Annotated in this window: 21 protein-coding genes; 15 read left to right on the forward strand and 6 right to left on the reverse strand. The window is 30.6% G+C overall.

The window, feature by feature from the left end; genetic code table 11:
• Positions 1-150: 150 nt before the first annotated feature.
• Positions 151-966, reverse strand: coding sequence for an SDR family oxidoreductase (locus PVA18_RS01115; RefSeq protein ID WP_045804853.1), 816 nt, complete (start codon positions 964-966; stop codon positions 151-153).
• Between the two features lie 305 nt (positions 967-1,271).
• On the opposite strand from PVA18_RS01115, the gene PVA18_RS01120 reads away from it, so the two are divergent.
• The 3 genes from PVA18_RS01120 (at position 1,272) to PVA18_RS01130 (ending at position 5,255) form a co-directional block, all read left to right on the forward strand.
• Positions 1,272-1,535, forward strand: a complete 264-nt coding sequence (locus PVA18_RS01120; protein ID WP_045804852.1) for a cold-shock protein — start codon at positions 1,272-1,274, stop codon at positions 1,533-1,535.
• 177 nt (positions 1,536-1,712) lie between these two features.
• Entirely contained in the window at positions 1,713-3,848 is a 2,136-nt protein-coding gene (locus tag PVA18_RS01125; protein ID WP_045804851.1) for a sensor histidine kinase NtrY-like, read from the forward strand.
• A 243-nt stretch (positions 3,849-4,091) separates the two neighbouring features.
• A complete protein-coding gene (locus tag PVA18_RS01130; protein WP_045804850.1) occupies positions 4,092-5,255 on the forward strand; it encodes a ribonuclease D in 1,164 nt (387 codons plus the stop codon).
• 517 nt (positions 5,256-5,772) lie between these two features.
• On the opposite strand, the gene ligA is transcribed toward PVA18_RS01130, so the two are convergent.
• The 5 genes from ligA to radA all read right to left on the reverse strand — a co-directional run bounded on the left by ligA (position 5,773) and on the right by radA (position 10,470).
• Positions 5,773-7,803, reverse strand: a complete 2,031-nt coding sequence (ligA, locus tag PVA18_RS01135) for an NAD-dependent DNA ligase LigA (RefSeq protein ID WP_045804849.1) — start codon at positions 7,801-7,803, stop codon at positions 5,773-5,775.
• A gap of 26 nt (positions 7,804-7,829) precedes the next feature.
• On the reverse strand, positions 7,830-8,162 hold the full coding sequence (grxD, locus tag PVA18_RS01140) for a Grx4 family monothiol glutaredoxin (RefSeq protein WP_024072317.1): 333 nt from the start codon (positions 8,160-8,162) through the stop codon (positions 7,830-7,832).
• Positions 8,163-8,168: 6 nt separating this feature from the next.
• Positions 8,169-8,390 (reverse strand): BolA/IbaG family iron-sulfur metabolism protein, encoded by a 222-nt coding sequence (locus PVA18_RS01145; RefSeq protein WP_045804848.1) that lies wholly within the window; start codon positions 8,388-8,390, stop codon positions 8,169-8,171.
• Between the two features lie 233 nt (positions 8,391-8,623).
• A complete protein-coding gene (locus tag PVA18_RS01150) occupies positions 8,624-9,121 on the reverse strand; it encodes a DsbE family thiol:disulfide interchange protein (RefSeq protein WP_045804847.1) in 498 nt (165 codons plus the stop codon).
• The gene (gene radA, locus PVA18_RS01155; RefSeq protein ID WP_045804846.1) at positions 9,118-10,470 is read right to left on the reverse strand and encodes a DNA repair protein RadA; all 1,353 of its coding nucleotides are present in this window, start codon (positions 10,468-10,470) and stop codon (positions 9,118-9,120) included. Before radA ends, PVA18_RS01150 begins: the two co-directional genes overlap by 4 nt.
• A 468-nt stretch (positions 10,471-10,938) precedes the next feature.
• Here radA and PVA18_RS01160 point away from each other — a divergent pair, with 468 nt between their 5' ends.
• The 12 genes from PVA18_RS01160 (at position 10,939) to PVA18_RS01215 (ending at position 25,820) form a co-directional block, all read left to right on the forward strand.
• On the forward strand, positions 10,939-13,584 hold the full coding sequence (locus PVA18_RS01160; protein WP_045805027.1) for a TRAP transporter permease: 2,646 nt from the start codon (positions 10,939-10,941) through the stop codon (positions 13,582-13,584).
• The gene (locus PVA18_RS01165; RefSeq protein WP_045804845.1) at positions 13,578-14,186 is read left to right on the forward strand and encodes a CvpA family protein; all 609 of its coding nucleotides are present in this window, start codon (positions 13,578-13,580) and stop codon (positions 14,184-14,186) included. The genes PVA18_RS01160 and PVA18_RS01165 overlap by 7 nt, the downstream gene beginning before the upstream one ends.
• A 137-nt stretch (positions 14,187-14,323) precedes the next feature.
• Positions 14,324-14,653 (forward strand): 30S ribosomal protein S6, encoded by a 330-nt coding sequence (gene rpsF / locus PVA18_RS01170; protein WP_006011331.1) that lies wholly within the window; start codon positions 14,324-14,326, stop codon positions 14,651-14,653.
• 13 nt (positions 14,654-14,666) lie between these two features.
• On the forward strand, positions 14,667-14,954 hold the full coding sequence (gene rpsR, locus PVA18_RS01175; protein ID WP_045804844.1) for a 30S ribosomal protein S18: 288 nt from the start codon (positions 14,667-14,669) through the stop codon (positions 14,952-14,954).
• Between the two features lie 19 nt (positions 14,955-14,973).
• Positions 14,974-15,582 (forward strand): 50S ribosomal protein L9, encoded by a 609-nt coding sequence (gene rplI, locus PVA18_RS01180; RefSeq protein ID WP_045804843.1) that lies wholly within the window; start codon positions 14,974-14,976, stop codon positions 15,580-15,582.
• A 99-nt stretch (positions 15,583-15,681) separates the two neighbouring features.
• A complete protein-coding gene (gene glyA, locus PVA18_RS01185; protein ID WP_045804842.1) occupies positions 15,682-16,947 on the forward strand; it encodes a serine hydroxymethyltransferase in 1,266 nt (421 codons plus the stop codon).
• Positions 16,948-17,114: 167 nt separating this feature from the next.
• Positions 17,115-17,462 (forward strand): iron donor protein CyaY, encoded by a 348-nt coding sequence (gene cyaY / locus PVA18_RS01190; RefSeq protein WP_231568506.1) that lies wholly within the window; start codon positions 17,115-17,117, stop codon positions 17,460-17,462.
• Positions 17,463-17,464: 2 nt separating this feature from the next.
• On the forward strand, positions 17,465-19,207 hold the full coding sequence (locus PVA18_RS01195) for an ABC transporter ATP-binding protein (protein ID WP_045804841.1): 1,743 nt from the start codon (positions 17,465-17,467) through the stop codon (positions 19,205-19,207).
• An 890-nt stretch (positions 19,208-20,097) separates the two neighbouring features.
• Positions 20,098-21,894, forward strand: coding sequence for a succinate dehydrogenase flavoprotein subunit (sdhA, locus tag PVA18_RS01200; RefSeq protein WP_045804840.1), 1,797 nt, complete (start codon positions 20,098-20,100; stop codon positions 21,892-21,894).
• A 36-nt stretch (positions 21,895-21,930) separates the two neighbouring features.
• Positions 21,931-22,707 (forward strand): succinate dehydrogenase iron-sulfur subunit, encoded by a 777-nt coding sequence (locus tag PVA18_RS01205; protein WP_045804839.1) that lies wholly within the window; start codon positions 21,931-21,933, stop codon positions 22,705-22,707.
• Positions 22,708-23,429: 722 nt separating this feature from the next.
• Positions 23,430-24,284, forward strand: coding sequence for an FAD-dependent thymidylate synthase (thyX, locus tag PVA18_RS01210; RefSeq protein ID WP_045804838.1), 855 nt, complete (start codon positions 23,430-23,432; stop codon positions 24,282-24,284).
• A gap of 324 nt (positions 24,285-24,608) precedes the next feature.
• Positions 24,609-25,820, forward strand: coding sequence for a multidrug effflux MFS transporter (locus PVA18_RS01215; RefSeq protein WP_045804837.1), 1,212 nt, complete (start codon positions 24,609-24,611; stop codon positions 25,818-25,820).
• The last annotated feature ends 111 nt before the right edge of the window (positions 25,821-25,931 follow it).

The following is a 25,931-nucleotide window of genomic DNA, read 5'->3' on the forward strand; positions in this document are numbered from 1 at the left end:
ATGAGCAAATGTGCGTATTAATTGTCATGTTTTGTGAGAGTTATAATATCAAGAGCTATAAGTTATTTGCATAATTTTTATAAACATGGTTATTTGATTTTTTATAACCTTTATGTCGTCTACTAAGTATTTGAAGATATTGTTCGTTAATTAAGGTATTTCGATTTTGATAAGATTTTGTAATCCTTGGATATAACTAGGGTATTGTAATGATATATTTAATTCGTTTTTTATCTTCAAATTACTTACTAATTTTCTTTCGGAATAAAATTTTTTCATATTATCTGATAAATCTTCAAAGTGCATTGGTTTAGGTATTGTAATGTTTAATAATTGAGCTCCATATTTAACTATGTTTGAATATGATGATGGGAAATCATCTGAACAGTTATATACACTACCAGGGTTGGGATTGTGTATTGATGTAAATAAAATATTTGCTATATCGTCTACATGTATACGAGAGAATATAGTGTTACTAATAGCGTATTTAACATTACCTTGTATTAAATTACATAGTACGTTACGAGTTGGTCCATATATACCTGAAAGTCTAAAGATATGTATAGGGAGGTTAGAGTTATCCCATATTTTTTCTTGCTTTAACCTTCTAATGCCGTTGGGAGTTGAGGGATTTGTTGAAGATGTTTCATCAACCCAATCACCGTTGTGGTCACCATATACGTTTGTTGCTGATAAATAGCCTAGCCATTTAATTTTTTTTAAAAAATTGTAGTATTTTTGAAGAACACTATCTCCCTCTGGTGGAATTGATATTAGTACATGTGTTACATCAGAGAAGATATATTCTGGCAATGGAAAGTTATAATCTAATAAATGCACATTCTTGTTATGTGTATGTGTGACTTTATGGAATGATGTTCCACTGATTTTCCATTTTAAGGGTAGGAGTTTTTGTGTAAGGAACCTAGCTGTATATCCATATCCAAAACAAAATAGATGCATAGTCTGAAGTAATATGAGTATATGCCTGTATATACTTAATTTTGGTTAGAATCAATAAATTATTAATATAATCCAAATATAGTCCAACATTAAATGATATGATGTGTAATTTAATATAATTGATGATAAAAGCTGCATCATGTATTTCTGATTTAGTGTAAAAGTTAATATTTTTCTTGCAAAAAATATATTAACCTTTACCCTTGATATAACATGGTATTGTATGTTTTAGTACGTATTATTGTTAATTAGTATGTTCTTAGCAGTATAGTCTATGCGTTTATTTTAATTTTTAAGGATTTTGAATGTCTCAACGGTTAGTGGATGATTCAACTTACACTGGATATGTGAAGTGGTTTAGTTCAGAAAAGGGTTATGGTTTTATTTGTAAAGATCAAGGTAATAAAGTAAGGAATATTGGTCAAGATATTAAGGATATTTTTGTCCATATTACTGCACTACAAAGGAGTAAAATTGATGGTTTAAGAGAAGGCCAAAAAGTTAAGTATCAACTTGATAAGAGTAATGGAAAGTTTTCAGCAGTTAACCTTGAGGTGTTAGAAGGCTAAGATCATATAATACGCTATGAATATTTTAATGTTTTTATATGTTGGGAGTTTATAGCGTTCTTTTTGTAATATTCTAAGTGTTAAGTTTCTTTAAGTCGCTATTCTATGCTATGTCAACCTAAGAAGTTGATCCGTTTACATTTGTTATGAGTAGTTTCTCACGCATGTAATATCCTAATGAAAAACTGGTTTATAAAGGTATGTAGCAATATAAGTAGGTTTAAATTCTTTAAAATTATTGCTTCATTTTTAGCAATATCTATTTTTTTATTTTCAATTATAACCTATTGTGTTGTTTTTCATCATGATGATCCACTTGGGCCTGATCATGGTAAGGCTATTAAGTTGGTATTTTTTGATCTGATATTGTTTTTGCTATTGATCACTAGTGTATCTCATAGATTGATTAATATGTGGATACAAAAAAAAAGGAGACGGTTAGGTTCTCATTTGCAAACAAAAATTGTTCTGATGTTTTCTGTAGTAGCTATTATACCAACAATTGTGATTTCGGGTTTTTCTACTTTATTTTTTAATTATAGCATTCAATCTTGGTTTAATAAAAAAGTTGAAGCTGTGATGCATGAGTCTATACAAGTAGCAGAAGCTTATTTAAGAGAACATAAAAGAAATATTCGTTCTGATATTTTGGCTATTTCACATTATATATCTGATCATAAGGTAATATTGAATTATGATAAAGTAGCATTACAAAATATTGTAAAATCTAAAGCGGATTTGTTAGGGTTAGCTGAGGTGTTAATTTTTGAACCAGGTAGGGTGTTAGCGGGTAGTAGGTTTAGTTTTGTGTTGGGTTTTGATATGACAGAATGGTATGGTTTAGATAGCAATGATAGGATTGTTATCGTGATAAAAGAGGATATGATACGAGCTTTCCTTTTGCTTGATAGATTCTCATCTACTTATATTATGGTAAGTCGTTTTATAGATAGAAAAATCACTTCCCATTTGTTGGCAACGAAGGGGGCAGTTAAATCTTATAGGAATCTGCGATCACAAATATCATCGTTACAAATACAGTTTTCTATGATATTTATTTTAATATCGTTATTATTGTTATTTACTGCTATTTGGTATGGGATCAATTTTTCTGGTGATATAGTTCGTCCATTATTGGATTTATTCTATGCTACACGTAAGATTCAAAAAGGTGACTTATCTTTCAGGATAGAAGAAGGGCGAATTGGAGAAGAAATGTCTACACTTGCGCGTGCATTCAATCAGATGACCTCACAGCTTAATAGTCAGCGTTCACAGTTAATAAAACTTTATCAGGATATGAATGAGAGGAGGGAATTTATAGAAGCTGTTTTATCAGGTGTTTCTTCTGGAATAATAGCGGTCAATTGTGCAGGTATGATTACTTTGATGAATGATAAGGCAAAGGAATTATCAGCTCCTAATGATATTCTTCATGCAGAGCTTAGTGATGTATTTCCTGAAATGTCTGAGTTGATTAAAAGTGCTAAAATGCAAGATGAGATTACTGTTTTAAGGAATAGGAAGTCTTTTACTTTATCTGTTAGAATAAAAGTACTTGGTAGTATTAATAAAGGATATATTATTACATTTGATGATATTTCAAGTTTAGTTGATGCGCAGAGATCAGCTGCGTGGTCTGATGTTGCGAGAAGAATAGCTCATGAAATAAAGAATCCTATTACTCCAATATATCTTGCTGCTGAAAGGTTAAGTAGTAAGTATCAACATGAAGTTGTTTCTGATAAGGAAAGTTTTGGAAGATATATTGATACAATAATTCGCCATGTTACAAGTATTAGATGTATAGTTGATGAGTTTGCTAAATTTGCAAAAATGTCAGATCCTGTGTTAATCAGACATGACATTTGTAGTGTAATAAAAGAATTAGCATTTTCTGGACAGTTTAGTCGTGGTGTTGTGCATTATGAGTTGGACATACCAAGTAAGCCAATTTTTGTTGTATTAGATAAAAGTCAGATTAATCATGTTTTTATTAACTTATTCAAAAATGCATGTGAATCGATTGACATGAAATCTAATGTTCAAGGTCTAATAACAATTGGTGTGGTTGATAATGAAGATCATGTCAGTGTGCAAGTTCAAGATAATGGAATAGGATTCCCAGAGGAACTTATAGAGAAACTTACAGAACCTTATGTTACAACTCGTGTTCAAGGTACAGGATTGGGTTTATCCATAGTGAAAAAAATACTGGATGAACATAATGCAACAATAAATTTTTATAATATAAAAGATGGTGGTGTGGTTAAGTTGACATTTATGAAATGTCAAGATTATCAAGATAATTAAAGTGATATAAGTTTTAACAATTTTGCTGACTGTAAACAATAAAGTTAATATTAGTCTGCTATTTCGGTTTTAGATGATTTTCAAGATAAATAATAATCTAATATAAATTGATAATACACGTGAAATATTGGTATGCTATTGGTAATTTTAATAGATATTAGAGCAAATGCATCCTGTATGATGACTTGATATGAGGTGTCCCTATATTGGAGTTTTTTAGATTGTGGAGAAAAATGAAAGTATATGTTAATTGATGATGTTAAAGAGTTAGAAAGTATATGTAATCGGCTACTCGTATTACAGCCTGAATTTATTGCAGTTGATACTGAATTCATAAGAAGTGGTAGTGAATATTATCCTAAATTGTGTCTAATACAAATTGCATGTGCTGAAGAACAGTTTGTTGTTGATGTTTTAGCAAGTGGCATGGATTTATCAGTTTTAGGAGATATTTTTTATAATAAAAATATAATAAAAGTTTTTCATGATTGCAGACAAGATGTGGATGCATTGTTAACGAAATTTCCAGAAATTCCTAGCCCTATATTTGATACTCAAATTGCTGCTATGTTTTGTTATTGTTATGATAATTCAGTTGGATACTCTAAGTTAGTAGAGCAACTTTTAGGTATTTCATTAGATAAACTGAGTTTAAAAAGATCTAACTGGGAGCTTCGTCCAGTGTCTGTTGATAAAATTCAATATGCACTGAACGATGTTATATATTTATATGAACTTTATAAGATATTATATAACAATTTAGTAAATGCTGGAAGGTTATCGTGGTTTTTGGAAGAAATGAATAGTATCGTGTTACAGGAGGTTAACTATAGTAATATTTGTAATATTCCAGATTTTGCTTCTGATATTACAAAAGAGGAAATTATTGTTGTTAAATCTGTTATTGAATGGCGAGAAAAATTAGCTCAGTTTTTTAATCTGAACCGTGAATTTATATTAAAGAACAAAGTAGTGCTGTATTTAGTTAGAGATTTTATAAAAAAAGGTGATATTACCACTTTAAGTAAATACATAAAGAAGGAATATTTATCACATGATACAGTATCTGATCTTTTAAAAGTTATTGATAGTAATCGTTCTGTTGATATTAATGATTTATGTGGTGTAAATGTTAATAATTATAATCAATCTGTTTTAAATATATTACTTATATTGTTGTATAATGTATGCTATAAAAACAATATCTCACAAAAGTTGGTTGCTTCTAAAGGCAGTCTAGTTAGATTTCTTAATGGTAAATTTAGTCATATCATGAAAGGTTGGAGGTATGAATTTTTCGGACGAGAAGTTGAAAAATTTATGCAAGGTAAATCTAAAATTATAGTGTCAGCACAAGTGTTAGATGATAATTATATGGACATTGTAACTACTTTGACAGAAATGTAGGCTTAGCATTATTAATTAAGAATATAGGTATTATTCTGTCCAAGTATTGACTATGTAAATCTTATAGTTTGTCTTATAGAAATATGGGCTTTAACTTAATATTTTGATTAAAGAGAGGGGTTTCTGTAGCAAATGTTGGATAATAGCTAATAGATATTATAAAGATTTTTATAGAAGTGTAGGTTAGTATTATTAATTTTAGTAAGTAGGTTTTATATCAAGTGTTTGGTGATTGTCATACAGATATTATTATGTACTTTCATGGAGGTATAGGTTGGTGTAGTTGATTACAAAATGTGTGTTAAATAGAAAAAAATTTGAATGTATATTGTCCATTTACAAAATGATTTTGAAGTTATTGTATCGTAATTTATGAAAGGCTGTAGTATTATGATGTATAGTTTAACATAATGATAAGAAAGATAATTATGTATTATAACACTAACAGATGTCATATAGTAGCATTTGTTAAGATGAGATCTTTCAAGATCACTTAAATTGTTTTTGATATGAAAATTTAACTTTCATTTTGTTCAGTGTATTGTAGCCATGAATCTTCAGTTAGGATCTGTATATTGAGAGACTGTGCTTTTTTATATTTTGATCCTGGGTTATTGCCTATAATCAAGAAATCTGTATTTTTTGATAATGATGAAGACACTTTTGCACCTGCAGTTTCTGACCTTACTTTTGCTTCAGATCTTGACATGCTTGATAGTTCACCAGTAAAAACTACAGTTTTTCCATGGATAGGTGATAAATAAGAAATAGACTTTGTATTTGTTATTGTTAGATATTTTACTAAATCATTAATCATATTTAAGTTATGTTGTTCAGTAAAAAACGTTTTCAGCGAGCTTATAGTTTTGGATCCTATTTCTTGTATATTAAGTAAATAATTTTCATCCTGCGCTAGTTTAAGCATTTCATTATACCATTCTTGATATGATGAAAAGTATTTAGCAAGTATTTTTGCTATATATTTTCCTACAAACCTGATTCCTAATGCGAAAATAAAGTTTTCTAAACTAATTACTTTACTGTTGTTTATAGCAGAGAATAAATTACTCATGGATTTTTCACCCCATCCGTGTAATGACTCTAATTTGAAATCGCTGTTACTTATTTTTTCTTCTAATGTAAATATATCAACAATGCTTGTTATTAATCCTTGTTCATAAAAAAATAATAGCTGTTTTTTACCAAATCCTATAATGTTGAAAGCATCTTTTGAAACAAAATGCTTTATTTTTGCTAAGACTTGGTCTTTGCAAAATAATTCTCCGGTACAATATATTGATACTTCTTGTTTTGTTTGGTATAAACTGCTACCACATGATGGACATGTTGTTGGGAAAGCAAATTTTGTTAATTCTTGAGTTCTTAAGTTTTTGTCTACATCAACTACTTGGGGTATTACATCTCCTGCTCTTTTGACAATGACATAGTCCCCTTCACGTATATCTTTACGCTCTATTTCATTTTTATTATGTAAACTTGCTCTTGTAACTATAACACCACCAATATTTATGGGAGAAAGTTCTGCAATGGGTGTTAGTACACCAGTTCTCCCAATTTGTATAAAAATTTTATTTAGTTGAGTTTTTGCTTCTGCAGCAGGAAACTTATAAGCTATAGCCCACCTTGGTGATTTACTTGTGTTTCCGAGAATATGTTGTGATTTTATATCATTGACTTTGTATATTATACCATCAATATCATAATTGATGTTGCTTCTATTGTTATAAACTTGATTGTAAAAGTTGAAAGCTTCTTCAATATTGCTTGTAGTAATAGTATATTCATTAACACAAAAACCCCAAGTTTTTAATTGGTCTAGTAATTCTTCTTGTGTTATACATGTAGTGTTGACTATTGTGTACATAAAATATTTTAGTTTGCGTTGAGCAGTAATAGTATAGTCTAATTGTCTTACGGATCCAGCTGCAGCATTACGTGGATTTGCGAAGTTATTTCCATCGTTATTAAGTTGTATAAAATCACTGCGGTCTATGTATATTTCCCCTCTTACTTCTAGGAAATCTGGTGCGTTGTGAATAATGTGTGGTAGATTTTTTATAATTTTAACATTGTTCGTAATATTTTCTCCAAAATATCCATTGCCTCTCGTAGATGCTTGAAAAATTTCTCCTTTTTTATATATAACGGAGAATGATAACCCATCGATTTTTAATTCACAAGACATGGATATTGATTGATCATCATTTATATTTAAGAGCTTTTTAGTTCTTGTTATAAATTTCTCTACGTCTTGCTGATTGAAGGCATTATCTAAAGAGAGCATTCTTTCTTCATGTTTTACTTTGACGAACCTTATATCCGGAGAACCACCTACATTGTTTTGGTAACCATTGCTTGATGCAAGTCTTGGAAAAACCTCAAGGATTAAATTTCTTTTACGACATAACTCATCATATTCAGCATCACTTATTTCTGGATTGTTCTGTATATGATAAAGAATATCATGACGCTGTATTTGTTCATTTAATTTCTCTAACTCTAGCTTAGCTTCTTCTTGCTTGACCATGATTAACTAAAATAAACATATTTGCACTATTGAGCTACCATTAAATTGTTTTTACTTAGCAGTTCTTGGAGCTCTCCACTGTGATACATTTCCTTAACTATATCGCATCCACCAATAAACTCACCTTTGACATATAATTGTGGAATAGTAGGCCAGTTTGTAAATTCTTTAATAGCTTCACGTAATTCTAAATCTTCTAACACGTTAATGCTCTTGAATTTAACATTCATTTTTTTTAAGATGCTAACTACTACACTAGAGAATCCACATTGTGGGAAGTCAGCATCGCCTTTCATGTATAGAACTACATCGTTGTTTTCTATATCGTGTTTTATTTTGTCTGTTATATTACTTGTCATAGTATATTATTTACATCCCGTTTGTATTTGTATTGCGTGTATATTTAACCCATCTAGTATTTTATATATCATTCTATGCTGTTCTAGTTTTGATTTCCCTTGAAACCGATTTGAGATCACCTTAATTGAATAGTGATTATTATCATTTACAAGGCTAGTAATGGTTATTTCGGCTTCTGGGAAAGCATCCCTTATTAGAAGTTCCAACTGAGATTGTGTAACAGTCATTACTTAACAAATCATAAATTGATACAAAACCAGCTTACTATAACATATTTTAATATACAGGTAAATAGTTAAAGATATTGAAGTATATAGTTAGATTTGTAAGACATAAGTCGTTGAAAATTATTGCTATTATAATTTTAAATGTATTTTTGTATGAATTTTGAGGATATATGTATAAGTTAAGTATGTGGTGCTTGGACGTTAAAAGATTGTTATGGATAATATTATCCATTTTATTGTATAAGTTTTAGTATTTGCTCTTCCCATATATCTTTAGATATACTGCCATGTATGTGTAGTAATATTTTACCATTTTGATCAAATACAAAAGTTTCAGGTACTCCAGTTACTCCTAACACATTACCTACTTTTCCAGAGTAATCTTTTGCTACTTTAGTATATGGATTTCCATGATTTTTAAGCCATTCTTGTACTTTATGTTCTGTATCAAGATAATCTATGCCGTATATTTTTATTATGTTTTTCTTAGCAATCTCTACCCATAAACTGTGTTCTTCTTGACATGTTGTGCACCAAGAGGCAAATACATTGAGTATATATGGGTGCCCGATTAAATCATTTGTATCAAATACTTGGTCTTCTGTAAAAAGTATAGGTAGTACTATTCTGTTTGTAACATCAGTTGTAACATTTTGGTTTAATAACACTTTTGTGAATATCACAACAAAGATTAGAAAACATGCTAGTAAAGTTGTGGCAATTATTCTCATAGTTCAATAAGGTATTTCTTTAGTGTTTTTATATGACCTATTTCTACGATATTAATCTCAGAAAAGATATGCTTATTATTAAGTGGAATGATAGCTCTTGTAAAGCCTAGTTTATAAGCTTCCTTTAAACGTGCATCAATACTTGATATGTTTCTTACTTCTCCTGACAAAGCAATTTCTCCCAATATTATTGTTGAAGGTGGTATAGCTATATTAATAAAGCTCGATATTAAAGATGCTGCAATAGCTAAATCTGCAGCTGGTTCACATATTTTTAGTCCGCCAGCGATATTAAGATATACTTCTTTATCTCCTAGAAATATATTGCATTTTGCAGTTAGTACAGCGATGATCATTGCTAATCTATTAACATCCCAACCAACTACTGCTCTTCTTGGAGTGACCATGTTTGTATTTGCAATTAATGATTGTATTTCCATTAATATAGGTCTTGATCCTTCAATACCAGCAAAAACTGCGCTACCAGTTATATTATTATTTTGTGACTTAGCTAGAAAGAGAGATGATGGGTTTTTTACAGGTATTAGTCCTTTATCAGACATCTCAAATACACCGATTTCATTAGTAGGTCCAAATCTATTTTTTACTGTGCGTAGAATGCGTAATTGACTATTATTTTCTCCTTCAAAATATAATACTGTGTCTACAATATGCTCTAAAGTTTTTGGTCCAGCTATTTGTCCATCTTTTGTTATTTGTCCTAGTATAAATAGTATGATATTATGTTGTTTTGTGAAAGTAATCAACTCGTGGGTACACATGCGTATTTGCACTACTGTTCCAGGTGATGATGATATTCTAGTGTCATATATAGTTTGTATTGAATCAATAACAACACATTTGAAATCTTTATTTTTTTTAAGAGAAGAGATAATGTCGGATAATGATGAAGTGGATAATAATTGAATATTAGATTGATTGATTTGTAGTCGGTCTGCTCTGATTTTGATTTGATCTATAGATTCCTCACCTGATACATAAAGGCATGTGGGAAGATACTTATCTAAAATTGCTGTTAATTGTAGTAAAAGTGTTGATTTTCCTACACCAGGTTCGCCTCCTACAAGGGTGCTACTTCCTAATACTATTCCACCTCCAAATACTCTATCTAATTCATTTATTTTAGTAATAAAGCGTGATGGAGTTGCAGTATTTTTATCAGATAATGAACTTAACTTTACTTCAGAGTTATATTGTGTGTTTATTAAATGTTCTGTAGCTGTTTCACCAATAATACTATCCCAACTACCGCATGCATTACATTTTCCAACCCATCTATGTGTTTGGTTGCCACACACTTGGCAGACGTAGAGGGTTTTTGTAGACATATCTAAGTTATAAGTTGTTCTATTTCCTAAGGTTGATTCTAACAAATAAAAGATATATTCGCTACTGTAAGTTTTTTTGTATAATTAATTATGTTTTTAATTAGGATGTACGGGAAAAATAAGCATTTCATTATAAAGTAAATTGTCTAGTTATGTCAGAATTTAAAAAATGGTTTTTATGTATATATTAATAAAAGTACATTTTTGTATATGGTCCCTGATAGTACATTAAGTTAACAGACTTAAATTAGTAAGTATCAACATACAGAATAAATAATAATTTTGAGTGAAATTGAACATAGTTATTCAATGTTTTTATTTAGGTTGATTGAAATATCCGTATGTTGTTTTATGTTAAGTGTATTTTAGGAAAGTACGGATACTACTTTAGGAGTCATATTTTATTGACGTAAAAAGTATGTAGTGTTATTAACTGATGAAGTGGTGGAAAAGGGATTAATTAATATAATGAAAAAGGAAGCAGGGCACATACAGGATTTAATAGATAGAGAGTTAGCTTCCTCTAGAATTGATAAAGATAGTGGAATTACTAGTTATACAGTAAGTTTTATAGCGTTTTTATGGGCTTGTTTTCAGTTGTTTATAGCATCTCCATTACCTTTCTGGCTAGTTGATCATGGTTTGGAATGGGCAATGCTTCCTGACATTAAGTCTCGGGCTATTCATTTAGCATTTGCATTTTCCTTGTTATTTTTACCTGTATCTAAGAATTTTAGTCGAAATTTTAAAGCATTAGATTGGATTTGTTCAATATTGTCATGCATATCGGTATTGTATATTGTTGCGTTTTATGAAGATTTATCTTTCAGAATTGCGATGCCTAATGATGTTGATTTAATCATAGCATTTTTTGGGCTTGTTTTTCTATTGGAAGGAGCAAGGAGAGCTATTGGAGCTCCTATATCTATTATTGCTTTAATGTTTTTAATGTATGCTTATTTAGGGAGATATGTTCCAGATATTATTGCCCATAAAGGATATAATTTTTCTGCTATAGCGTCTCATGAGTGGTTGTCTTCTGAAGGAGTTTTTGGTATAGCGCTTGCTGTATCATCTAATTTTGTATTTTTGTATGTTTTATTTGGTGCTTTTTTAGATAAGGCAGGAGCTGGAAATTTTTTTATTAAACTTTCGTTTGCTTTGCTTGGTAGGTTTGTTGGTGGTCCAGCTAAGGCTGCAGTTATTGCTTCTGGATTTATGGGTATGATGTCTGGCTCTTCTGTTGCTAATACTATTACTATAGGGTCTTTCACAATTCCTTTGATGAAAAAAATGGGTCTTAGTGCTGAAAAAGCAGCTGCCATAGAAGTATCAGCTGGTGTTAATGGCCAAATTATGCCTCCAGTAATGGGTGCAGCAGCGTTTTTAATGTCTGAGTTTTTGTCTATTCCTTATGCTACTATTGTGAAATATGCTTTTGTACCTGCGATTATGGTGTATGTCACTTTACTTTATATTGTACATCTAGAAGCATGTAAATTAGATATGCGTCCTGTACTTGATCTCACTAAGGCGAGATCTATTTATTTAAGTTTTTTAAGATTTATTATATCTGTTGCTTGTTTGATTGTTGTTTCATGTGTCATCTATGTTCTGATAGAGGGGGTTAGTATATATGGGTTCTATATACCTGGTGTTAAGGCTATATTTCTCAATAAAAGTATATATTGTATAGCACTAATTTTAATTTCTGTGTATGTTGGCATATTATTTTATCAATTTAAAGGCCGACGTAAGGGTAATGTAGAAGATGTTGAAGAGGAAAACAAGTATCCGAAGCTATCAGAAACTTTTAAATATGGTATTCATTATTTTATTCCAATTTTTATTTTAGTATGGTGTTTAATCATTGAGAAATTATCTTCTGCACTATCTTGTTTTTGGACAAACTTATTTTTGATCTTTATGTTGCTTAGTAAAGATGTGATATATGCTTTGTTTGATAGACAAATATTTAGTTTGTGTTCTGTATTTTGTAGAGGTGTTAAGCAAGTATATGAAGCTATGGTTGTGGCTTCTAAAAATATGATTGCTATTGCAGTAGCAACTGGTGCAGCGGGAATAATAGTAGGGGTAGTGTCATTAACTGGATTTGGTTTATCAATTAGTGGGTTGCTTGATTCTATAGCTCATGGTAATTTGTTTTTTACATTATTAGTTACAGCAGTAATATGTATAGTGTTAGGTATGGGTATGCCTGCAACAGGGTGTTATATCATAGTATCTACGCTCATGGCCCCGATTTTAACTTCTGTTATACATAAGAATGGTTTGTATGTTCCTCAGATAGCTATTCATTTATTTGTATTTTATTTTGGAATTATGGCAGATGTAACTCCTCCTGTTGGGATAGCTTCTTATGCTGCAGCTGCTATTGCAAAAGCTAATGCATTTAAAACAGGAATACAGTCTTTCTTATATAATATAAGGACTATGATTGTTCCTTTTTTATTTATATTCAATAGTGAACTTATTTTATATGATGTCACAAATATCTGGGATAATATTTTTATAATTTTTGTTTCTTTAATTGGTATATTAAGTATTTCTGCGGCAATGCAGGGGTATTTTATTAGAAAGAATAAGTTGTACGAATCTATTATGCTTTTAATGATGGGTGTAATACTAATTATGCCTAATTATATTGCTAAATTATTTGTATCTCCTTACGATACTGTGCCATTCTCTAAATTAGATACTACATTAGTAATTTTGAAAGATAGTTCTGTGAAGCTTACTGTAGAAAGTAAGAATCAAGTAATCAAAGAAATAATTATTCCATTAAAGGATAAGATACAAGATTTTGAATATCGAGGTACATTACTTGATCTTTTGAATCAAAAGATTGGTATTACTGTTGATATAGGTAACATATCTAATAGCCATCTAGAAATTAAAGATATAGCGAGTTGGAGCTATATAGAACCATCTGACATGGATGATAGTTATTCTATTATAGAATTAGCATTATCATTAAAAAAACATTATCATGTTACTTATGTTTACTTGATAGCTGTGATTTTGTTAACTATGGTAATCTTTTTACAAACCAGGAAGAGTGATTTTGTAAAGCGAGAAGTAGGTTTATGTTAGATGTAGCAGTAATTGGGATTATATTACTATCAGTTATAATTGGCCTTTTTAGGGGATTCATTAAAGAAATATTTGGGTTGTTTGGTATCTGTGTATCAATATTATTAACTATGCGGTATCGGGGTTATTTTTCTAATTTATATAGTCAATATGTTGTATCTGAGATTATATCGGAGGTTTTATCTACGATTACTGTTTTTATCTTGATCACTATTGCTGTGATTGTTGTTAATGGGTGGATTATGAATCTTGTGTCCTCAGCAAGGTGTAGTGTAATTGATAGATTTGGTGGATTGTTGATAGGATTTATGAAAGGGATAGTTTTTTCTTATTTTCTGTTTTTTGTCATAGAAACCTCTTGTTATGCTTTATTGTCTACAGCGAAAGAAGATGAAGAGGTGTTACCTGCTTGGTTTGTAAATTCATATTATTATAATATATTTTATCTCTTTAATACTTACATAGATGGAGTAGTGCCAGAATCCACTCATGACAAGATTCAAGAGGTGGAATCTGCGATACAGGATATTCTTGAAAAAAAATATACTCCTAATAATTTTAAAAAGAAAAAATCCAAGGATAAAGAGGGAGTCAGAGCTTAAAAATTTAAGATTATTGACTGATGTATATTATCTAGTGTATGTCAAATGATAAAAACATTTCATTAGAAAAATAATTAACTTGATTATAGTATAATATTTTATATAATGGCGTAGTTAGTTTTTGTTAAGGAGAAGATGTGCCTTTATATGAGTTTACTTTTATAGCACAGCAAGGTTTAACTCAGTATGAGTTAGAAGGTTTAGTTAAAGGGTTATCATCCTTGTTAACAAAAAATGGTGCTGAGCTTCTTAAGTATGAATATTGGGGGCTTTTAGATTTTGCTTATACCATAGATAAGATGAATAAAGGGCATTATTGTATGATATATATAAAAGCAACTCCTAGCAGCATGGATGAATTTAAACGTAAGGTGAGATTAAACGAAGACATCTTACGGTTTCTGTGCCTTAAGAAAGATAAGTTGCCGAAAGGTGATTCTCTGATGATACAAGCAAGTCAAGTATAATTGGATATTTATTATGTTAAAAAAAAATAAAAAAGCAAGTTCTAATAATTCGGGGGCGACTGCTTATTCTCCATTGGCTTACCTCAAAAGGCCATATTTTAAGAGGTCTAAAGCTTGTCCATTAGAACAATGTCCAAATGACGATATAGATTATAAGAATAAAGCTCTGTTATCTAAATTTACCTCAGAGTATGGACGTATATTACCTAGTCGGATTACTTCTGTTTCTTCTAGGAAGCAGAGGTTATTGTCTACTGCCGTGAAAAGAGCTCGTTATTTAGCCTTATTGCCTTATTGTTGATATTTGTTTGTAGGTTAATATGTTATCAGTTATTCTAAAAGAAGGTGTTAGAAATCTTGGTAAAGCAGGGTTGGTTGTTCAAGTAAAGCCAGGATATGCTAGGTATTTGTTGACGCAAAAGAAAGCAGTTAGGGCAACTAAGGAGAATTTAAAGAACTTAGAAGAGCAATATTCACTTATCGAAAGAGAGAACTTAGAAAAATTGGAGGCAGCTAAGGTTTTGAAGTCGTCTTTAGAAAGCGAGCTACTAATTATAACTAAACAGGCAGCTGATGATGGAAAGCTATTTGGGTCTGTGACACCAAAGTGCATCTCTAAGTTATTGTCTGATAAGGGATACGATATACATTACCGTAATATATTTTTTCATTCTGTAATTAAGTATATTGGTGAATATGTAGTTAATTTGGAATTACATCCTGATTTGGTGCTTCCTATCACGCTTTATGTAGTGAAGAATGGTTTAGGTGCTGTACAAGCGCAAAAGTTGCATACAGAAAAGAAGAAAAAGTTAGAGAAAGAAAAAGCTGAAACTGAAGAAGGAAGTGATGTGGGAAATGAGAGTTTAAAGCTTGATAGCGTTGATGATGGTGTAGATAGTGGTAATGTAGATGCTAATTCAAATTAAGAAGAGATGACATTACTAAGATAGTAAGCAAGAGAGTTATATCTAATATTGTAGTAACGCTGTTAAGATTTTTTTATAATTTATTACGGGGTTCTTTCTATGGTTAGGTATATCTTAGATAACGATTTACAAGAGGTTGATGCTGAGGTTTTCGATTGTATTTCTGGGGAGTTAAATCGACAAAATTCTGAATTACAATTAATAGCGTCAGAAAATTTTGTTAGTAAGGCGGTATTACAAGCCCAAGGTTCTATATTCACAAATAAGTATGCTGAAGGTTATCCAGGTAAAAGGTATTATTGTGGGTGTCATTTTGCAGATATTGTCGAAAATTTAGCGATTGAACGTTTGTGTAGATTATTTGGATGTAGGTTTGCAAATGTTCAACCACATTCTGGTTCACAAGCTAATCAGGGAGTATTTGCTGCATTATTAAAACCAGGTGATACTGTAATTGGTATGTCACTTGATTGTGGTGGTCATTTGACTCATGGTTCTGCTCCTAGTATTTCTGGAAAGTGGTTTAATGCTGTTCAATATCAAGTTAATCGTGACACTGGTTTAATAGATATGGATGAGATAGAAAAATTGGCTATTGAACATAATCCATCGTTAATTATTGCTGGTTCATCTTCTTATCCTCGTGTGATAAATTTTAAAAGATTTAGAGAAATAGCTGACAAAGTTGGAGCATATCTTTTAGCTGATATAGCACATTATGCTGGATTGATTGCTGCTGGAGAATTTCCTTCACCTGTTGAATATGCACATGTTATCACCTCTACTACTCATAAGACATTGCGTGGTCCTAGGGGAGCAGTGATAATGACTAATCATGAAGATATTTATAAGAAGATTCAGTCTTCTATTTTTCCCGGTATGCAAGGAGGTCCATTAATGCATGTTATTGCTGCTAAAGCTGTAGCATTTGGAGAAGCATTGAAACCTAATTTTAAAGATTATGCACAACAGATAATAAAAAATTCTAGAACTTTAGTTGAAGTTTTTAAAGAAAGAGGATTTGATGTTGTTACAGGTGGTACAGATTCTCATATGGTTGTTCTTGATTTACGTTCTAAGGGTGTTACAGGTAAAGATGCAGTTCTTGCCTTAGAGAGATTAGGAGTTATTTGTAATAAAAATGCTATTCCTTTTGATCCAGAAAAACCTTTTATAACTTCTGGCTTGCGGTTTGGTAGTGCTGCTGAGACGTCCAGAGGATTACAAGAATCAGAATTTAAAAAGATTGGTAATATAGTGTGTGATGTTATTGATAATTTAAAAGCTAGTGATAGTGTTAGGTTATCTATTGAACAAGATGTAATAAAGAAAGTTAAGGAATTAACTTCTGCTTTCACTTCTTAAGTAAATATCAAGTAATATCATATAAGATCTTAAAAATGTGAAAAAAATTTAGTTCTTATTAATTGATGTTACATACTTTCTTAAGTGTGGTAAATGTATAGTTCATTTTATTTTTACATTTGCTAATGGAGGTTCATGTTATATAAATATACGTTACTATAAACTAAATGATAAAGGAGAAAGAAGTGTCGCACTCTTTATGTCTGTCTGATTTTCAAAGTTTATCTTATAATCTCTTAAATACTTTAACTAAGATGATAGATAAAGTAGACATTGATGGGGTATTGGAATGTGAAAATTACGATGGGGTAGTTAAGATCTCAGATAGCCAAGGTAATGTATATGTTATTAACAAACATGAGCCTTCTATGCAAATTTGGATTGCTTCACCTATTAGTGGGTCAGTGCGATTTAGTTATGATGAATCCTCAAGTACATGGATAAGTGATAAAAATGATGAATTGTTTGATTTTTTAAGATCTGAAATAAGGATATTATTTGATATTATGATATAAAAATGAAAGTATTATTTCAATTTGTAAAACCTCATGTATTGTATTTCATATTTGCATATTTAGTTGTAGCTATTTCTTCTGTAACAATTTTAGCATTTGGTTATGGATTGCATAATTTAGTAGATTTATGGGTTGCAACTTCTGATGTTGTATCTATAAATAACTCCTTATTATTTTTATTTGTTGTTGTTTTAATAGTAGCATTGACAGCTTTTTTGCGGTTATGGCTTACTGGCTATGGGAGCGAAAAAGTTGTTCTTGATATTAGATTGAAGTTGTATAATAAAATCATACATTTTTCTCCAAGATTTTTTGAGAATAATAGTATATCAAGTTTGATTACACGATTAATGGCAGATACGTCAACGCTTCAAGTAATCTTAAGTACTGGTATGTCGACAGTACTTAGAAATGCAACTACTTTGCTTGGTAGTATTGTAATGTTAGTGCATACTAATTTTAAGTTGACTATGTATACTGTAGTAGTGATTCCTGTCATTCTAATAATCTTAACTGTTCTTGGTAGAAAAGTAAAATTGTTATTGCGTAAAGTACGTGTAAATCTAGATAATATAACTTCTTTTGTTGAGGAGACATATCGTGGCATATATGTTATCCAATCTTTTTCAAAAGAAGAGATAACAAAACAAAAGTTTTCAAATTTACTTACTAGTACACTGAATCTAACAAGTAGGTATATTGTTTTACGGGCGTTATTGGTTACGTTAATTATAACTTCTGTAATGCTATCTATAGGATTTGTTCTGTCACTTGGGATTAAAGAAGTATTAAGTACTAATATAAGTGTTGGTTCTCTTTTTTCTTTTATATTTTATGCAGCAATAGCTGCTGGCTCGGTGAATAATATGGGAGATAATTTGAATGATATACAGAGAGCTATAAGAATTGCAGAAGATATTTCTAAAATATTGCTAATGCCAGAAGATATTACTGAAGTAAAAGATCCGTATGAAATTCAGGAAATAAAAGATAAAATTTCAATCAATAATGTCACTTTTTGTTATCCTAGTAAACTAGACAATCCTGCATTAAAGAATGTATCATTTACTATTGATAAAGGCCAAGTAGTTGCTTTGGTTGGACCTTCTGGTAGTGGTAAAAGTACAATAATAAATATACTATTGCGTTTCTATGATGTAAACACAGGAAATGTAACTATTGATGGTATTGATATAAAAGAACTATCTTTAAAAAATCTCCGTTCTCTTTTTAGTATTATTCCTCAAAGCCCTATAATGTTTTCTGGAACAATATGGGATAATATAACTTATGGGGTAACTAATGCTGTGTATGAAGATGTAAGAAATGCAGCAAAAATAGCTTGTATTCTTGATTTTATAGAAAGTTTACCAAATAAATTTGATTCTTTAGTTGGAGAAAGAGGGTTATGTTTATCTGAAGGACAAAAGCAAAGGATTGCGATAGCGAGAGCTATTTTGAAGGGTTCGGGTATGCTGATATTAGATGAGGCAACATCATCTTTAGATTCAAAAAACGAACAACTAATACATGATGCTTTAGATAATTTAAAAAGTAATAAAGCAATGCTTGTGATAGCTCATCGGTTATCAACTATTGTTAAGGCAGATAAGATAATTGTTTTTAATAATGGATGCATTGATGATATAGGTACTCACAAGTCATTGATGTGTAAGCAGAATGGTTTGTATACAAAGTTAGCAAGGTTGCAATTGTCAAGTGATCATTTTTCAGAAAGTAGTTGATCTAGTAAAATGATTCCTATTGTGCAAGTAATATTATTAAATTTTTAGTAGAAAAATTATTGCAATTTATGTAGTCAGAAAAATATATAAAAAAATAAGGTATGTTTTACTCCTTAATTCTCTATGTTATAGGTTTGTATTGAATTAGCTAGAATTTTTTGTTCTTTGTGGAATGTACAATGTAGTTAGTTGATATAGTGTATTTTTAAAGTGTTATATGAAAATATAGAAAAAAGTTGTTAACTACTATCATTGTGTGCTCTAGGTATATCAAATGATATGTCAAACCAGTTATGGTTTTGCTATTGATAAAAAACTACTGATGGTAATGAGTTTATAGTTTCAGACTGTATACAGGAATTCATTGATAAGTTTAACAAATCTATTTTAGAATCAATGTATTATAGTGATTAAATAGATAGTATTTAGTAACATGTATTACAATGATGGTGTCAGTTTTATTTCGTTATCAGCTCTGAAAGTAAAATAGTATTGTAAGCATATAGAATAAGTATGGTAAGTGAGGTTTATATTTATCAAATAGGTTTTTCGTGATTAATATACGTGAGGTTGTTATAAAAATGAGAATACACTTATTAAGGGTTTTATGTATCTTAATAAATCAAGTGATTTAAAAAATCTTAGTTGTGCTGTTCAGTGATCATGACATATAGCAATAGTAGTTGAATTGCTAGCAATTTAGGATTGACTTTCTAAATTTTTAAAGTTTTTTACTCGTTTTCTATTAATAAGTATTCGTGCTATTTATTATTAGTTTTTTGTAAAATTGTAAGCTATATTATGAACTTGTTTAACATAGGAATTATATTGACTCGCTGTGTTATTGTGATAGCCTAATTATGTTTATTATTTAAATATTATTTTTTGTAATGTCTAGTTCTGCATATGATATTATAGATCATGAATATGATGTTGTAATAGTAGGAGCTGGAGGAGCAGGATTAAGAGCAACTTTTGGTATGACTAATGTTGGATTATCAGTTGCATGTATATCTAAAGTCTTTCCTACACGAAGTCATACAGTAGCAGCTCAAGGTGGTATCAGTGCTGCATTAGGTAACGTTTCTGAAGATGACTGGAGATGGCATATGTTTGATACAGTCAAAGGTTCAGATTGGCTTGGTGATCAGGATGCTATTGAATACATGTGTAAAAATGCAGCAGAAGCTGTAATCGAGCTTGAGCGTTATGGGGTTCCTTTTTCCCGTACTAGTGATGGTAAAATATATCAACGTCCTTTTGGTGGAATGACTACAGAATTTGGTAAGGGTAAGCCAGCAGTGCGTACATGTGCTGCGTCTGATAAGACAGGTCATGCAATACTTCATACATTGTATCAACAGTCTTTAAAATATAATGCTAAATTTTTTGTAGAGTATTTTGCTATTGATTTAATAATGGATGAAGAAGGTCAGTGTAAGGGTGTATTAGCATGGTCCTTATGTGATGGTACATTACACCGGTTCCGTGCTCACATCGTTGTTCTTGCTACAGGTGGTTACGGTAGGATATATTTTTCTGCTACTAGCGCACATACTTGTACTGGTGATGGGGGAGGTATGGTATCCCGTATTAATTTACCACTAGAAGATATGGAATTTGTACAATTTCACCCAACTGGAATATATGGTGCTGGATGTTTGATAACGGAAGGTTGTAGAGGAGAAGGTGGATATTTACTTAATTCTGAGGGGGAAAGATTTATGGAGCGTTATGCTCCAAAAGCTAAAGATTTAGCGTCTCGTGATGTTGTTAGTAGAGCGATGACTTTAGAAATCAGAGAAGGTCGTGGTGTTGGTCCAAAAAAAGATCATGTGTATTTATCTATATCCCATTTAGGTGAAAAGGTTATTAGTGAAAGATTGCCAGGTATTAGTGAAACTGCTCGTACTTTTGCTGGAGTGGATGTTGTAAAAGAGCCAATACCAGTTTTGCCAACTGTTCATTATAATATGGGAGGTATCCCTACAAATTATCATGGTGAAGTTGTAACTTTGACTAATAGTAAGGAACAAGTAGTACCGGGGCTATTTGCCATAGGAGAAGCAGCTTGTGTTTCTGTACATGGAGCTAATCGTTTAGGATCTAATTCATTGCTTGATTTAGTAGTTTTTGGAAGAGCAGCAGCAATTAGAGCTAAAGAGTTAATTAAACCTGGTATGTTACATGTTCCAGTTAAGAAGTCATCGGAAGAATGGATAATTGATAGATTTGATGCTTTGAGATTTTCAAAAGGAAGTTTGCGTGTATCAGAAATACGTAGTAATATGCAAAATGTAATGCAAAATCATGCAGCTGTTTTTCGTACAGAAGAAGTACTTGAAGAAGGCAAGGAAAAGATAAAAAGTGTTGCTGAATCTCTATCTGAAATTGCAGTTGAGGATAGGAGTATGATATGGAATAGTGATTTAGTTGAAGCCTTAGAGCTAACTAATATGATGCCACAAGCAGTTGTAACAATGGAATGTGCTGCGAATCGTCAAGAAAGTAGGGGTGCTCATGCACGTGAAGATTTTCCCGATCGTGATGATAAAAACTGGATGAAGCATAGTTTGGCGTGGTATAATTCTACAAATTGTTCTGTGAGGATAAAATATAAGGATGTTGCTAAGACAACTTTAACAGATGATGTTCAGTATTTTCCTCCGCAAAAAAGGGTATATTAATACTATCTCTATGGTGGTTATTTAAAAGGTTTTACTATGGTTCAATTTTTTTTACCTAGGAATTCTAAAATTAATAAGAATGGTAAAGTCCATTCTGTCCATGAAGGAGCAAAGAATGTAAAATGTTTTAAGATATATAGGTGGTCTCCAGATGATGACGAAAATCCAAGAATTGACACATTCTTTATAGATCTTGATGAATGTGGGCAAATGGTACTTGATGCTTTGATAAAGATTAAGAATGAAGTTGATTCTACATTAACATTTAGGAGGTCATGTAGAGAAGGCATATGTGGTTCATGTGCGATGAATATTGATGGTACTAATACTTTAGCCTGTACAAAAGCAATTTCAGATATTAAATCAGATGTAAATATTTATCCTTTACCGCATATGCATGTTATAAAGGATTTAGTCCCTGATTTAAGTAATTTTTATAAACAATATGAATCAGTTACTCCATGGATACAAGCTAAAGAACCTAGTCATAACAAAGAAAGGTTACAAACAATAGAAGATAGAAGTAAATTGGATGGAATATACGATTGTATATTATGTGCATGTTGTAGTACTAGTTGTCCTAGTTATTGGTGGAACTCAGATAAATATTTAGGACCAGCAGCGTTATTGCAAGCTTATAGATGGCTTATTGATAGCAGGGATGAAGCATCAGATAGTAGGTTGGATGTACTTGATGATGCATTCAAGTTATATCGTTGTCATACTATTATGAACTGTACGAAGACTTGTCCTAAAGGCTTGAATCCAGCGAAAGCAATTGCTCATATAAAACAAATGATGGTAACAAGGTAGTACAGAGAGTATTGTTGGAGTTATGTTTTTTTATAATTAATCTTGATTGATAATAAAGTTACATATCCTAGCATGTATTTTATATATTTTTAAATATTGTAAATCTTATAACAAGGGAAAGTATAGAGATAAAAAATATGTTCTAATTTTTAGTCTCTATACTATCGATTCATAGAGTTTTTTTAGATTTTATTGATTTATATAATGTGTTTTCAAAGTATTTAGCCTATAAGGGTAAAAGTAGAAATAGGGAAGACAATACTGATACTTGATTGTCTGTGCTGTAAGTTTACGAGATTTTTTACTACGTGGTATAGGTTTTACAAAATTCAGATGGTGTTTAGTGTTGTGGTAAAACAGATATTTAATTGATTATATGATGTGTTTTCAAAGTATTATAGCCTATATAGATGGGTAAAACGTATATATGAGAAGGGGGTAAGGTCGGGTACTTGATTTGTCTGTGCTGTTGCTGTAAGTTTATGGGATTTTTTACTGCATGGTGATAAGTTTTACAAAATTCAGATGATTTTTAGTGTTGTTATTAGATCTAATTTATAGTAAAGAAAACAAACTTTTAATCTGTTGTTATAGCGTGAAATAGTTTGAAATTTTGTGATATGCTTTTATCATACATAAATAGCTGATTGTAGTTTTAAAAGCTTGATCTAATATGGGCAATTGTTAGTATTAAGTGTGGATAATTAAGGTGTAGGGGAATTATGGAATCAGCAGTTACAAGACGTATAGTTGTTCCTGAGTTAGAAAAAATTCTTTATAAGGAGTATAAAGTTTTAAATAAAGGGTTTGTCAGGCTAGTTGATTATATGGGATCTGATGAATCTGTAGTACAAGCTGCTAGAATATCTTATGGCAGGGGTACTAAGAGTGTAAGTCAAGATGCTGCATTGATTAGTTATTTGATGCGCCATTCACACACTACTCCATTTGAAATGTGTGAAATAAAATTTCATATTAAGTTACCTATATTTGTTGCAAGGCAATGGGTACGTCACCGTACTGCAAATGTGAATGAATATTCTGCAAGGTATTCTGTGTTAGATCATGAATTCTACATTCCAGAATATGATCAAATAGCAAAACAATCTGAAGATAATGCTCAGGGTAGAGGAAGTAATTTATCTGATGAAGATGCTAAATATGTTTCTGATCTTTTAGTGCATGATTCTAATATGGTATATGAAACTTATAATAAGTTTTTAGAGAAAAGTGTTTCTAGGGAAATAGCACGTGTTAATCTTACTTTAAATTATTATACTGAGTGGTATTGGAAAATAGATTTACATAATTTATTGCACTTCTTGAAGTTAAGGTCTGAGGCGAATGCTCAATATGAAATTAGACTATATGCAAAAACTATGTTGGATATTGTAAAAAAATGGGTTCCATTAACTTATACAGCTTTTGTTGAGTATTGTTTAGAGTCCCAGAATTTTTCAAAGAGTGCATTGGATGTTGTTAGAAAATTAATTGCTGGAGAAAAGATTGTTCGAGAAGATACTAGTATTGGAAAAAGGGAATGGAGGGAGCTAATGGCTATTTTAAAGCCTGAATAAATTTTTTAGATATTTAATTACCTGCGTTATTGTGTTAACATAATGGTACTTAATAATAATTTAAGTACTTTAGACTTTGGATCTATAAGCTTGCGATTGGGATTTTATAAGATAAATACTATGGTTAATGTCTTTACACTTATCAAATTTTTTATATATTTGTATTGTTATAGATTCAAAAATTTTCTAGAAAGTCATAGTAAAGTAAAATTGATTTTTTAAATATCAGTTTTAAGAAGCTAGTATTATTAATTATCTACAATAATTTTATATGGAATGTTATATTAGTAATATGTTTATTAATTAAGGATTTTGTTTTAGTGTATGAAAATTTTAAAGAGAAATATTTTAATTCTTATTATTGCGGTTATTATTCTGTCTGATATATCTTCAGATCTATATCTACCTAGCTTACCGAAGATTAGTGATTTTTTTGCCGTAGATCACACTATTGCACAATTGACAATTAGCTTGAACTTAGCTGGAATCTCTATTTCAGGATTGTTTTATGGTCCATTATCTGATTATTATGGACGTAGACCTATTATGTTGTTAGGTGTGGGAATATTTATGTTGGCAAGCGTAGCATGTTGTTTTGCTAACAATATTATTGTATTAATCATTATGCGTTTTGTTCAGGGTTTTGGTGCAGGTGTAGCTGGAGTTGTTGGATATGCTATTATCAAGGATATATATTCTGGAAGTGAGTGTGCTAAAAATATTTCCATAGTAAATATGGCAGTAGCATTTTCTCCAGTACTGGGTCCGATTTTAGGTAGTGCTATTATAGCACATGGTTATCATTGGAATGTGTTGTTTATAACAATATCCATAATGGCAATACTAGTTTTAGGATGTTTATTTGTGTTCTTGAAAGAAACTATTATTCTTGAAAGAATTGATAGTAATATCTCTTTCTTGTCAATTATGCGAAAGTATAAAGAACTTATTTTAAATATTAGGTTTTGTGGTTTTGCTTTAATTCAAAGTTTGACTATTATGTGGATTTGGTCATGTATAGCTAATTTGCCATTTATTTTTGTAAAAGATATGGGAGTACCTGTTAGTTATTATGGTTATTTTGTTGCTATTAATGTGGCTGCTTATGTTATTGGTGCAATTTTAAATCAAAGATTTGTTGAGAGATTTGGAATAAATAATATGTTACTTTTAGGATTGATTTTAACTACTTTATCAGATATGAGCGTCTTTATACTCTATCAGATGCTTGAAATTACTCCTTTGTTAGCAGAAATTATGTGGATTCCATCTGGTATGGGTATTGCTTTTATTCTTGGAAATAATATGACTGCTGCTTTTTCTGAAATTAGAGAGTCGGGTATAGGTTCTGCGTTTATTCTGTTCTTACAAACAATTTTTGGTGCACTTGGTATTTATATTTTAGGGTGTTTTTATGATGGCACTCTAATTCCAGTGATACTGTTTCCAATAATTTGTTCTATCATTTGTATTGTTATATATGTTCTTTTAAGAATTAGTGATAAAGATAATAAATCTGAATTTATCAGTCTATAATCAATGTTTTTTTAGAAATAGAAGGTTAACATTAGGTATTTAATTTTTTTACATCTAATAAAGATTTTCTATAGTTTTTATTAGTTTGTATAATAAATGATTTATTTACTC

Origin of the sequence: Ehrlichia muris subsp. eauclairensis (genome assembly GCF_051097115.1) — a bacterium.
Classification (GTDB): Bacteria; Pseudomonadota; Alphaproteobacteria; order Rickettsiales; family Anaplasmataceae; genus Ehrlichia; species Ehrlichia muris.